A 12,636-nucleotide genomic window follows, 5' to 3' on the forward strand; every position below is an offset into this window, starting at 1 on the left:
CCCCGGCGCCCCGGCGCTGACGGACCGAGAGGGGCCCGCTCCGGGGGGCCCCTCCGCTGTTCCCGGGGGGCGCCCCTCCTCGTGCCGCGCCATTCACCGGCGGTGTAGTCCTTCGCGGTGAATCCACCGGGTGCCGAGCGGAACCGGCCGTAAGATTGGCCGGCCGCCCGGCTCCCGAATTCCGCGCGAGGAGTATTCCGGTGCCCGACATGATCCTTTATCGGGGTGAGCGCAGGAATGCCTGGCCCGACCCGGCCGTCCGCCTCATCTGGGGCGGTTTGACGATCCAGGACCCCTGGCCGGGCGCGCGCCTGCCCAACCAGGCGGCCACCGGCGCGTGGTGCGCCCTGTCCCGGGCCATCACCGCGGGCGGGCGCGACCCGGCGGCGTTCTCCCGCGCGCTGCGCGAGGGCGGCGCGCCCCACGGTTTGACCTTCACCCGCACGCCACCGGCCTCGCGGGCCGACCACGACCACCAGTACGTGGTCACCATCCACCACGCCCGCACGTTCCTGCTGCGCTACGTCGGCGTCGGCGGCTGGGCGCCGGGCGAGGAGGTGCCGTGGGCGAGCGACCCGGGCGCGGTCACGCAGGACTACGTGGTGCTGAACGGACCGAGCGTGGGCCGCTCGACGGTGCTGGGTTACGGCCACTTCTCCGGATCACCGGAGGTCACCTTGTTCACCGACGTGCCGACCGGGTGGGTCACCTCCGTGGACGGTCGCCCGATCGGGGGAAGCGGATTGCGCGTGCTGACCGATTCCGCCCTTTCCGAGGACGAACGCCGCGAACTCGGCAAGTTGCGACGTCCGTGAAGCGGGTTCGCCCCGACCGGCCCAGCCCGCTGGGCCGGTCGCCGCAGCGGGCCGGTGTCGGCGGTGACCCCGCGGAGCGCTTCACTGGGCCGTTGGGAGGAGGTCCGCGCGGAAGGGGGTGAACGCCCACCCCTACTTTTGCCGGCGCACCCACTCACCTCATGACCTGGGGTAACGCCCTTCGGAGCGCGGTCGACACGCGGGTGTCACGTGACGGGAATGTCCCAACCCGCTCCCACCGCAGAAGGGCGGATCCCATGCGCCACCCGCGAAGACCGGTCGCCATCGCGGCCGTCGGGGCGCTCCTGCTCCCCCTCGGCCTACCCGTGACGGCGGTCGCCGCCCCGGTGACCGGCGAAGACGTGCTCTACACGCTGGACGCCGACTTCGACCAGGGCGTGCTCCAGGACGTCAACCACGACTCGCCGAACGACGACCAGCTCCAGCTCAACCGGCAGAGCGTGTTCTTCCCCTACGTCAACGTCGCCGCCTCGGCGCGCGGCACGATGATCCGCATCGACGTGGACACCGGCGAGATCATCGGCGAGTGGCTGTCCGCGCCGGACGGCCGCGGCCGCAACCCCTCCCGCACCACCGTGGACAAGCTGGGCAACACCTGGCTGTCCAACCGCAACGAGGCCGGCGGCGGCCAGGGCTCGGTGACCCGGGTCGGCGTGATCCGGGGCGGCACGCGGGTCGACGCCGGCGGCCTCCCCGACCCCGCCGGCGCCTACCTCCGGGGCCCGTTCGCCTACAACACCTGCCAGGACCGCGACGGCGACGGCCTCATCGCCACCTCGCGCGGCCTGGGCGACGTCCGGCCGTGGACCAACGCGGGCGGCGTCGACGACGACGGCGGCGTGGAGACCGCCGCCGACGAGTGCCTGATCACCTACAGCCGGGTCGCGGGCACCAACACCCGCACGGTCGCCGTGGACGCCAACAACGACCTGTGGACCGGCGGTTCGAACACTCAGCACCAGAAGATCTCCGGGGTGGACGGGTCGCCGCTGAGCGCGCCGGTCAGCTTCGGCTGCGGCGGCTACGGCGGCCTGGTGGACCAGGCGGGCACGCTGTGGTCCGCCCGGTACGGCGCCAACCTCCTGCGCTACGAGCCGGGCACGGGCACGGGCGCGTGCCTGAACACCGCCCACGGCGACTACGGCCTGGGCATGGACCCGCGGACCGGCGAGATCTGGCACACCAGGGTCAACGACGGCGTCGTGGTCAAGCTCGACGCGGCGGGCAACGTCCTCGGCACGTTCCCGCACGGCAACCAGCGCTCGCAGGGCGTCGCGGTCGACGGCGACGGCAACGTGTGGGTCGCCCACTCGCTCGACGCCGGCACGACCACGGTCGGCCACCTGCGCACCGACGGCACGTACGTCGGCAACGTGACCCTGCCCGGCGGCGACGGGCCCACCGGCGTCGCGGTCGACACCAACGGCAAGGTGTGGGTCGCCAACATCAACTCCAACAACGCCCAGCGGATCGACCCGGACGCGGGGCCGATCGGCGGCGGCGGGTTCCCGGTCGGCGCGGTCGACCTGACCGTCGACCTCGGCGCGGGCGCCGGGCCGTACAACTACAGCGACATGACCGGGTCGGTGCTGGGCGAGATCACCGCGCCGGTCGGCACGTGGTCGGTGGTGCAGGACGGCGGGGTCGCGGGCCAGACCTGGGGCACCGTCACCTGGAACACCGAGCCGCAGGGCAGCGTGCCGCCGGGCACGTCCATCACCTTCGAGGCGCGGGCCTCGGACACCGAGGCGGGGCTGGCGGGCGAGGCGTTCGCGCCGGTGTCCAACGGGGTGGAGTTCGCGCTGGTCGGCCGGTACGTCGAGGTGCGGGCGACGCTGACCGCTGCGCCGTCCGGGGCGAGCCCGGTGCTGTCGGACGTGCGGATCCGGACCTCCGAGCGGACCGGCACCTTCTCCTGCCAGGCCACGGCGCTGGACCTGGCCGGCGTGGTCCTCGCGCGGGCCAACCCGCCGGACGTGCCGTGCGTGGACGACTTCGCGCAGGTGGCGAACGTGAACCTGCCCGCGGGCGTCCTCAACGTGCAGGCCAGCGCGTTGACCGCGCGCACGGACCAGACGCCGGACGACCTGCTCGCGCTGCCGCCGGCGCCCGGTGACGGCGCGGTGTCCGCGGCCCGGGTGGAGCACACCCGGATCACCGCGCTGCTGGTCGGCATCGAGGTGGGCGTGATCCAGGCGAACGCCTCGGTGACCTGCGACGCGTCGCTCAACCCCGTGTTCGCCGGTTCGTCGCAGATCGCGAGCCTGCGGATCAACGGGGTGAACGTGGCCGTCGGCAGCGCACCGCTGACCATCCCGCTGGTGATCGGGTCGCTGCGGCTCAACAGCACGACCACGACGGCGACCAGCGTGACGCAGCAGGCGCTGGTGCTGGACACGCCGGTGACCGACGTGGTGCTGGGCGAGGCCAGGGCGAACGTCGAAGCGCTGCCGGGTGAGCCCGGCGGCAGCCCCTGCCGGGTCTGAGGCGCCACCCCACTAGTAGCCGTACTATACGTAGTGCGGCTACTAGTGGGGGTTGTCGATGAGCCGGAAGCTGTTGGTGTGGTTGCACGTCGTGACGTCCACCGGGTGGATGTTCATGGCGCTGGCGCTGTTCGTGGTGGTGAACCACGCGCTGTCCGGGCGCGTGTGGGCGTTCGAGGTGGCGCTGCTGCTCGACGTCGAGGTGCTCCAGGTCATGGCGGGCGCGTCGGCGTTCAGCGGGCTGCTGCTGTCGGGGCTCACGCCGTGGGGCTACTTCCGGCACTGGTGGGTGTCCGTGAAGGTCGTCGTCACGATCACCCAGTTGTACGCGGGCATCTTCGTGCTCAGCCCGAACCTGCACCCCGGCGGCTCGACGGCGCTGCTGCGCGTCGGGTCGCTGCTCATGTTCTCGGCGCTGGCGTGCCAGGTGTGGCTGTCGGTGGCCAAGCCGTTCGGGCGGACGCCGTGGGCCACCGGCCCGAAGCCGCGCACCGCGCCACCGTGGGCGTTCGCGGCGTGCCTGGCCGTGCCCGCGCTCGACTACGCGCTGGGCCAACTGGTCCTCGACCAGTCCGTCCCGGCGCTGTCGCTGCTGGTCGTGCTGGTGCACCCGGTGGTCCGCGCCGCGCGCTCACGGGCGCGCGGCGCGAGCACCGCCTAGTGGAACTCCACCTCGGGGTACCGGTCGGACGGCCCGTCGAACAGCCGCTGGGGCCGGTGCCCCAGGTGCTGGTCGAAGAAGGCGGTCACGTACGCGCGCTGGGCGGCGACGCTGCGCCCCGGGTCCACGGTGCCGACGGCGGGTTCGGACACGGCCGGGTCCAGGCCCAGGCGCGGCAGCAGCACCTGGTGGTCGGTGTAGCTGAAGTGCTCGCCCGCCGGCAGGTGCAGCACCCGCGACCAGCCCCGGTGGTTGGCCAGGAACGCCTGCCAGGACGGGTCCGACGCCGCGCTGTGGTCGCCGGCGCTCATCAGCAGGAACGGCCGGTCCAGTCCTTCGCGGGCGACCTGGCCGAAGTCGCCGGTCGACTGCGCGTAGGCCATGCTGCCGTCGAGGTCGGCGCCCGCGTCGACGCGCCGGTCCGCCAGCATGACCTCCCCCGCGGTGAACCCGCCGCCCGAGTGGCCGAACATCCCGACCCGGGACAGGTCCAGGGCCCGGCCGAGGCCGCGCGGCAGCCGACGCCGCTCCGCGTCGGGGTTCCCGCCCGCGGCCAGCACCTCCAGCCGGTCGAGGACGAACCGGGTGTCCCGCACCCTGGTCGCGACCATCTCCCGGAGCGTCTCGGCGCTCGACGGCGGCAGCGCGCGCCGCGCCAGCCGGCCGTCGGGGAACTCCACCGCCGGGGCCTCGTGCGTGTGGTCGAGGGCCACCACCACGTAGCCCCGGGCGGCCAGTTGCTCGGTCAGCGCGGTGCCGAAGGCTCGGGACTCGCCCCGCCCCGGCGAGTAGAGGACGACGGGCCGCCCGGCGCCCACCGCCTCGGCGCCCGGGACCGAGTGGGTGGCGAAGCCGTAGTCGAACCGGTCCGCGTCGACGCCGAGCCGGGCCGCGTCCACCCGGGCCACCTCCTCCGCGACGGCCGGCGGCAGGAACGGCGCGGGCTCGCCGCCGCGCTTCGCCGGGTACCGGACGGTGACCACCAGCTCCCGCACCGCGCCGGGCACCCACGGGTCCCGGCGCGCGTGGTCGACGAGGTGCAGCTCGGTGACGCCGACCGCGTGCGGGCCGGTCGGCGGTGGCAGGTCGGAGCGGGGTGCGGCGGTCGCCGGGGCCGCGGCGACCACCGCGCCCGCCACCACCGCACCGGCCACCACTGCACGGGCCACCACTGCGCCGGCCACCGCGCCGATCCGGTGGGTCGTTGATCGTTTCCTTGGCATGGGATCGACGCTAGGCAGCGCGCCGGACCGCCACATCCGGGTGATCACCGAGCCGTGCCCGGAGCCCCCCCCCCGACCCGGGTGGGGGCTCCGGGCCCGTTTTCAGAGCCTCGGGTCCACCGGCTCGGACTCCAGCGCCAGCACGGCGAACACGCACTCGTGCACGCGCCACAGCGGCTCGCCCCGGGCCACCCGCTCCAGCGCCTCCAGCCCCAGCGCGTACTCCCGCAGCGCCAGCGACCGCTTCGCGCCGAGCCCGCGCTTGCGCAGCCGTTCCAGGTTCTCCGGCTCGGTGTAGTCCGGGCCGTAGATGATGCGCAGGTACTCGCGGCCGCGCACCTTCACGCCCGGCTGCACCAGGCCGCGCCGACCGCGCACCAGGTTGGCCAGCGGCTTGACCACCATGCCCTCGCCGCCGGCCGCGGTCAGCTCCTCCCACCAGCGGACACCCGCCGCGACCTGCTCCTCGTCGGTCGTGTCGACCACCAGGCGCCGGGTCGGCCGGAACGGGCCGCCCAGGCGCGAGAGCACGTCCAGGTGCCAGAGGTGGTCCCGGTCGTGGAAGGTCCGCCCGCGCGCGGCGAGCAGCTGGAACGGCGCGATGGTCACACCCGCCAACCCGTCGGTGGGCGCGCAGTACCGCAGGTAGGCGTCGCGGTACCCGGTGGCGTTGGCCAGCCGCCGCGTGGTGCGGTCGAGCAGGTCGGCCACGTCGACGCCGCGCCCGCGCGCCCGTGCCAGCACGTCCACCGCCGCCGACAGCCCGCCGGTGGCGGCCGCGCCGACCGAGGCGTACTGGTCCCGGATCAGGCCCGCCGCCTTGGCGTTCCACGGCATCAGCTCGGCGTCGATCAGCAGCCAGTCGGTGTCGAACTCCTCCCACAGGCCGGCCCTGGTCACCTCCTCGCGGACCACCGCCAGCAGCTCGTCGCCCAGCGGCGCGTCGAAGAACGCTCGGCCGGTGCGCGTGTGCACCACGCCGCCGGACTCGCGGCGGACGTGCAGCACCGCCCGCGACCCCATGTGCTTCTCCTCGCAGATCACCTCGCGCACGCCCGCGGCGCGGTACTCGGCGAAGGCGTCCTCGGGGTGCTCCAGCACGTCCGGGCGCGCGGAGGTCGCCGTCGGGGCCATCGTCGGCGGCAGGTACAGCAGCTCGCGCGGGTCCGCGGCGAAGCGGCTCATCACCTCCAGCGCCGACGCGGCCTGCTCCGGCCGCACGGTGATCCGGCCGTGCTGCGAGGTCTCGATCGCGCGGCGGCCGGTGACGTCGGTGAGCGCCAACACGTCCGGCGCGCGCTCCGGCTCGGGCGCGACCAGCGGGCGCACCGGCTCGTACCAGACCCGGTGCGCGGGCACGGACACCACCTCGCGCTCCGGGTACCGCAGCGCGGTGAGCTTCCCGCCGAACACCACCCCGGTGTCCAGGCACAGGGTGCCGTTGACCCACTCGACCTCCGGCACCGGCGTGTGCCCGTACAGCACCGTCGCCCGGCCCCGGTAGTCGTCGGCCCACGGGTAGCGCACCGGCAGGCCGTACTCGTCGGTCTCGCCGGTCGTGTCGCCGTAGAGCGCGAAGCTCCGCACCCGCCCGGACGCCCGGCCGTGGTAGCGCTCGGGCAGGCCGGCGTGCGCGATGACCAGGTCGCCGCCGTCGAGCACGTAGTGGGCGACCAGGCCGTCGCAGAACCGCTCGACCCGGCGGCGGAACTCCTCGGGCTCGGCCGCCAGCTGCGCCAGCGACTCGGCCAGGCCGTGCTTGACCTGCACGTCGCGACCGCGCAGGGCGCGCACCAGCTTCTGCTCGTGGTTGCCGCACACCGCGAACGCGTGGCCCGCCTCGACCATGCCCATGACCAGGCGCAGCACGCCCGGCGTGTCCGGGCCGCGGTCGACCAGGTCGCCCACGAACGCGGCCCGCCGTCCCGCCGGCGGGACGGCGTCCACCGGCCGGCCCTCCTCGTCGCGCACCAGGGCGTAGCCCAGCTCGACGAGCAGCTCCTCCAGCTCCGCGCGGCAGCCGTGCACGTCGCCGATCACGTCGAACGGGCCGGTCTCGTGGCGCAGGTCGTTGAGCAGCGGCTCCCGGACGACGACCGCCTCGTCCACTTCGGACTGGGAGCGCAGCACGTGGACGCGCCGGAAGCCCTCACGACCCAGCGCCTTGATCGACTTGCGCAGCGCGGCCCGGTGGCGGCGCACCACGTGCGGCCCGAAGTCGCGGTCGGGGCGGTCGGCGTTGCGCGCCAGGCACACCTCCTCCGGCAGGTCGAGCACGATCGCGACCGGCAGGACGTCGTGCCGCTTGGCCAGCTCCACCAGGTGCGCCCGGTCGCCGCGCTGCACGTTCGTGGCGTCCACGACCGTCGTGCGGCCCGCGTCCAGGCGCTTGCCGGCCACGAAGTGCAGCACCTCGAACGCCGCGCCGGACGCGGACTGGTCGTTCTCGTCGTCGGCGACCAAGCCGCGGAAGTAGTCGCTGGACAGCACCTGCGTGGGGAGGAAGTGCCTGCGCGCGAACGTGGACTTGCCCGAGCCGGACGCGCCGACCAGCACCACCAGGCACAGGTCCGGGATCTTGAGTTCCATCAGTCGTCCTCCCCCAGGGTGAAGACCGCGAGCTGGGTCGGCGCGCCGCGCTCGGCGTCCTCCGGCCCGATCGGCAGGTGGCGCACGGCGTAACCGCGCCGCCCGGCCACGCCGGCGGCCCAGTCGCGGAACTCGGCGCGGGTCCACTCGAAGCGGTGGTCGGCGTGCCGGTGCTGCCCGGCCGGCAGCGCCTCGAACAGGTCGTTGTACTCGACGTTCGGCGTGGTGACCAGGACCGTGCGCGGGCGGGCGACGGTGAACACCGAGTGCTCCAGGGCGGGCAGCCGGTCCGGGTCCAGGTGCTCGACGACCTCCATCAGCACGGCCGCGTCGTAGCCGGCCAGCTCCGGGTCGGCGTAGGTCAGCGACGACTGGCGCAGCACGAGGCGTTCGCGCTGCCGGTCGGGCATCCGGTCCAGGCGCAGCTTGCGGGCCGCGACCTCCAGCGCCTGCGCGGACACGTCCACGCCCTGCACCTCGGTGAACGTCGGCTCCTGGAGCAGGGCGCGCAGCAGCGCGCCGCCGCCGCAGCCCAGGTCGAGCACCCGGCGGGCGCCGGCGGCCTTGAGCTGCGCGACGACGGCCTCGCGCCGCTGCTCGGCCAGCGAGGCCCGCCGCTCCACCGGCACCGGCTCGTCCAGGGCGTTGTCCAGCTCCTCCGGCTCGACCTCCTCCGCCTCGGCCAGCCGGGTCAGGGCCGACTGCACCAGCGGGCGGCGGCGCGCCAGGTAGCGGGTGGTGATCAGCTCGCGGTCGGGGTGCGCGCCGAGCCATCCCTCCCCCGCCCGCAGCAGCTTGTCCACCTCGTCCTCGGCGACCCAGTAGTGCTTGCCGCCGTCGAGCACGGGCAGCAGGACGTAGAGGTGCCGCAGGGCGTCGGACAGGGTGAGCGTGCCGGTGAGGGTGACGTCGGCGTAGCGGGAGTCGCCCTCGGCGCCGGCCAGGGGGATCGGGGTGACGTCGACAGTCCAGCCCAGCGGCGTGAACAGGCGCTCCACCAGGTGGTGGGGCAGGACCGGGAGGCGCGCGGTCAGCGGGATGGGGGTGGCGGCCAGCTCCGCGCGGCTGTCGCTGCGGCCGTTCATGGCGGTGCGGAAGACCGAACCGAGGGCGACGGTGAACAGCGACCCGGCCGCGTAAGGCCGGTCGTTGACGTACTGGGTGAGCGTGCTGCCGGGTTTGCGGACCAGCGCGACCGGGTCGACCTCCAGCAGGAGCGCGACCGTGCACTCCTCCTCGTCCGCGCGGGGGTAGAAGACGTGCGCGATTCCCGACGAGGTGGAGAACGACTGCGCCCGGTCCGGGTGCTTGTGCAGCAGGTGGCCGAGGTCGGTCGCCGGGCGGTGGGTGGTCGTCAGCGTGAGCAGCACCGGTCCAGTGTGGACGAGGTGAATACCAGAAGACCCGCGATTTTCACCACGCGGCAGGTGCTAGCGTCGGGTACGCCCCGACGCCGCCGCACGTCCGAAAGGCAACGACGCGTGAAACGTCGTCCAGTGCTCCTGCTCATCGGTGTGCTCGCGGCCGGCCTGACCGCCGCGCCGCCGGCCTCCGCCACCGGCTCGTCCTCGGGTGTCGCGGTGACGGTGGCCCGCTTCGCCCCGCCGGGAGAAGCGACCAAGGCGTACACCTACGACACCGCGCTCATCGCACCCGGCGCGGCCGTGATGGTGGTCGCCTCCCCCGTCCGGACCTCGACGAAGACCCTGCTCAGCGTCTACGGCCTGGTGCCCAACCGCACTTACGGCGCGCACGCCCACCAGCGGCCGTGCGGTGCGCTGCCCGCCGACGCGGGCGCGCACCACCAGCACGTGGTGGACCCGGTGCAGCCGTCGGTCGACCCGGCCTACGCCAACCCCGACAACGAGATCTGGCTCGACTTCACCACCGACGCGCGCGGGCGTGCGGTGGTCGCCGCTTCGGTGCCGTGGCGGTTCGCGGACCGCCGCGCGGGCTCCGTGGTGCTGCACGCCGAGCGGACGGCGACCGAGCCGGGCCGGGCGGGCACCGCCGGTCCCCGGCTGGGCTGCGCCACGGTGCGGTTCTGACCCGTGCCGGCCCGACCAGTGCGGTCCTAAGCCGTGCGGTCCTGACCCGTGCGGTCCTGACCCGTGCGGTCCTGACCCGTGCGGTCCTGACCCGTTCCGGGGGCCGGTCGCGGCCGGCCCCCGGCACACCGGGCGACGCCCCTGATCCCCGCGCCGGGATCCGGTCGCCGGCAGGTTGGCGGTGCGGCACGCCCACCGGACCTTGAACCGGGTGCAGACCCCCGTCAGGGGGAACGCCTCTCCTCCAACGCCGCCCGAACCGCGCGCACGGTGGTCGCCCGGTCCGAGGCGGGGTCCAGCCTGGCGGCCAGTGCCTCGGCCCTCGCCAGCGCTCCGGCGAGGTGGTGCAGATCGGCGACGGGCAGCCCGCGCGCCGCGGTCAACAGCGCCATCCCGGCGTGGTAGGCGATGAACGGTTGGCCACCGTCGAAGCGGCGGGCGAGCCAGTCGAGGTGCCGGAGGTCGGGCAGCACCTGCAAGGCGCACACGGCGGCCAGTCGTGCGCCGGCTGATCCACTGGCCACCAGCTCCGGCAACAACGGCGAGGTCGATCCCGCCAGCGTCCGCATGGAGGAGGCGACGACCTCCAGGCGCCGGGTGCGGGTGGCACCCGCGGCCGTGGTCTCGCGCAGCCTGTCGTACTCGGCGGCCAGCTCCGTCACCTGCGCGCGGGCGATCTCCAGATCCGCCGCCGGCACCGCGCGGGAGGGCAGTCGATCGCCGTGCAGCAGCCTCCCGAGCACCAAGACCAGGTCACGGCGGATTTTGTCGGCGAACGACGCCCGGTCGTCGTACACCCCTACCAGACCGATCCGCTCCAGCTCGCGCCGGAACGCCAGGATCGCCTCCCGCTCCCCGTCGTCGGGATCGTCCACCGGAGCTTCGCAGAAGTAGAACAGCATGTGCGCGGGCCGCCGCCGGGTCCGCCAACCCGTGTGGGCGTCGCGGAACTCGTGCTCGGTGCCGGACCCGGCGCGCCAGGTGGGTGTGCCGAAGCGGCTCCACATGATGCCCACGAAGACGTCGAAGTCCGCGCCCAGTTGCTCGTCGACCACGCGCTGCGGGTGGTCGCCCAGGTCCGGGTGGGTGTGCGTCTCCCAGCGGACCAGCTCCAACCGGACGTCGCGTTCGGGCGCCAACGCGCCCAGGATCGTGTTCAGCTCCTCGACGACCCGCCCGCACTGCGCCCGCTCCTCGGCCACGTCGCCCGGCGACGAGACGAACACCGTGATCCGGCGCGGCTCCCCCATGGACACGACCTTAACCGGGGAACCCGTGCGGCTCGCCCGGTCGAGCCCGCTTCAGCCGGGGAAGGACCGGTGCCGGCCGCTGGGAGAGGACGGCCGGCACCGGAAGCGTGCACGTCGTTGCGGAACTCCGACGGGCGACGACCCGACCGGAGGTGAAGGACCGTACGCCGTTTTGCATTAACCGGTCAAGCACCTCTCCGAACGGCTCTGACCAGGGCGTTCAGGGCCAGCAGGAGCCGGTAGGTACCTTGTGTCCCACCTGCTCATAAATAGTTGAGCGACTTGCCGAAATGGAGCCTGACCGGAATTGTCAAAGGTATGAACCTTTGCCCGACGAGACCACACTCGATTAAGCGCTAAAGCAGAGCCCCCGGGTCACGGCTTGGGCTTCTGCTTGCCCACCGGCCGGGGGTCGGGGGTCTTGTGCTTGTGCGCCCGGTTCGCCTTGGGCGCAGCCTCGGCCCCGACCTCCGGTGCACCACCGGCCACGGGCGGCGCCGCCGACGTGGACGGGGCCTGCACCGGGCGCGCTTCGGTGGGCACCGGGACGGTCACCGTGACCGTCTCCACCACCGGTTCGGCCGGGCGCGGCGTGCCGGACGGCGCGACCCTGGGCGGCGGGTCGGAGACGCCGCTCGTGGACGACCACGCGAAGCCGACCACGCCCACCACGCCCAGCAGCGCCGCCGCGGTGAACACCACGCCCCACGAACGGTCGGCGGCCTTCTCCCGGGAGTCGTCGTAGCCGGCGGCCAGGGCCTCGGCGCACTCCGCCGCGGTCGGCCGGTCCCGCGCGTCGGTCGCGGTCATCCGCCGGATCAGGCGGGCCAGGTCGGCGGGCACGTCGTCGGGCACGTGCGGCGCGCGGTGCAGGCGGGCGACGGCCGCCTCGATCTCGCCGCCCTGGTACTCGCGCCGCCCGGTCAGGCACTCCAGCAGCACCAGGCCGAGCGCGTAGACGTCGGCCGCCGGGCCGGTGGGGCCGCCCCTCACCTGCTCGGGCGCGAGGTAGGCGGCCGTGCCGACGATCTGGTCGGCGCGGGTCAGCCGGGTGGCGTCGACGAGGCGGGCCAGGCCGAAGTCGGCCAGGTAGGCGGTGCCGGACGGGTCGAGCAGCACGTTGGACGGCTTGACGTCGCGGTGCACCACGCCGCACGAGTGCACGTGGTCCAGCGCCTCGGCCAGCCGCACGCCCAGCGCGCGGACCTCCTCGGGCGCGAGCGGGCCGGATTCCAGGCGGTCCCGCAGGGTGCCGCCCTCGACCAGGCCCAGCACGACGAACGCCAGGCCCCGGTCCTGCCCCGCGTCGTGGACGGGCACCAGCCCGGGGTGCGACAGGCCGGCCAGCACCCTGGCCTCGTTGTCGAACCGGCGGCCCGCGGTCAGGTCGTCGCCCGGTCGGAAGACCTTGACCGCCACCGAGCGCGCCAGCTCCAGGTCCCACGCCAGGTGCACGTCCGCCATGCCGCCGGAACCGATCACTCGGTCGAGGCGGTAGCGACCTGCCAGCAGCGTCACCTCTTCGGACGGCACCACGACCTCG

9 protein-coding genes are annotated in these 12,636 nt (G+C 74.2%); 4 read left to right on the forward strand and 5 right to left on the reverse strand.

What is annotated here, in order from left to right; all coding sequences use genetic code 11:
* The first annotated feature begins 200 nt into the window (after positions 1–200).
* From ACFV4N_RS12560 to ACFV4N_RS12570, 3 genes are all read left to right on the forward strand, one after another.
* Complete coding sequence (locus ACFV4N_RS12560) at positions 201–815, forward strand: hypothetical protein (protein ID WP_499672618.1); 615 nt, start codon at positions 201–203, stop codon at positions 813–815.
* A gap of 257 nt (positions 816–1,072) precedes the next feature.
* Entirely contained in the window at positions 1,073–3,322 is a 2,250-nt protein-coding gene (locus ACFV4N_RS12565) for a hypothetical protein (RefSeq protein WP_499672619.1), read from the forward strand.
* Between the two features lie 58 nt (positions 3,323–3,380).
* Positions 3,381–3,983 (forward strand): hypothetical protein, encoded by a 603-nt coding sequence (locus tag ACFV4N_RS12570; RefSeq protein WP_499672620.1) that lies wholly within the window; start codon positions 3,381–3,383, stop codon positions 3,981–3,983.
* Here ACFV4N_RS12570 and ACFV4N_RS12575 read toward each other — a convergent pair.
* The 3 genes from ACFV4N_RS12575 to ACFV4N_RS12585 all read right to left on the reverse strand — a co-directional run bounded on the left by ACFV4N_RS12575 (position 3,980) and on the right by ACFV4N_RS12585 (position 9,165).
* The gene (locus tag ACFV4N_RS12575) at positions 3,980–5,206 is read right to left on the reverse strand and encodes an alpha/beta hydrolase family protein (protein ID WP_499672621.1); all 1,227 of its coding nucleotides are present in this window, start codon (positions 5,204–5,206) and stop codon (positions 3,980–3,982) included. The two genes, ACFV4N_RS12570 and ACFV4N_RS12575, sit on opposite strands and share 4 nt — an antisense overlap.
* Positions 5,207–5,308: 102 nt before the next feature.
* Positions 5,309–7,795 carry a polynucleotide kinase-phosphatase gene (locus ACFV4N_RS12580; protein WP_499672622.1) on the reverse strand — a complete coding sequence of 829 codons (2,487 nt, stop codon included), beginning with the start codon at positions 7,793–7,795 and terminating at the stop codon, positions 5,309–5,311.
* On the reverse strand, positions 7,795–9,165 hold the full coding sequence (locus ACFV4N_RS12585) for a 3' terminal RNA ribose 2'-O-methyltransferase Hen1 (protein ID WP_499672623.1): 1,371 nt from the start codon (positions 9,163–9,165) through the stop codon (positions 7,795–7,797). The genes ACFV4N_RS12580 and ACFV4N_RS12585 overlap by 1 nt, the downstream gene beginning before the upstream one ends.
* Positions 9,166–9,291: 126 nt before the next feature.
* Between ACFV4N_RS12585 and ACFV4N_RS12590 the strand changes: the two genes are divergently transcribed.
* Positions 9,292–9,843 (forward strand): superoxide dismutase, encoded by a 552-nt coding sequence (locus tag ACFV4N_RS12590; RefSeq protein ID WP_499672624.1) that lies wholly within the window; start codon positions 9,292–9,294, stop codon positions 9,841–9,843.
* A 224-nt stretch (positions 9,844–10,067) separates the two neighbouring features.
* On the opposite strand, the gene ACFV4N_RS12595 is transcribed toward ACFV4N_RS12590, so the two are convergent.
* Positions 10,068–11,093: a DUF4062 domain-containing protein gene (locus ACFV4N_RS12595; protein ID WP_499672625.1), complete on the reverse strand. Its 1,026-nt coding sequence runs from the start codon at positions 11,091–11,093 to the stop codon at positions 10,068–10,070.
* A gap of 375 nt (positions 11,094–11,468) precedes the next feature.
* Positions 11,469–12,626, reverse strand: coding sequence for a serine/threonine-protein kinase (locus ACFV4N_RS12600; protein WP_499672626.1), 1,158 nt, complete (start codon positions 12,624–12,626; stop codon positions 11,469–11,471).
* Positions 12,627–12,636 lie beyond the last annotated feature (10 nt).

The sequence above is a fragment of the Actinosynnema sp. NPDC059797 genome (assembly GCF_042732085.1).
Lineage (GTDB): Bacteria > Actinomycetota > Actinomycetes > Mycobacteriales > Pseudonocardiaceae > Actinosynnema.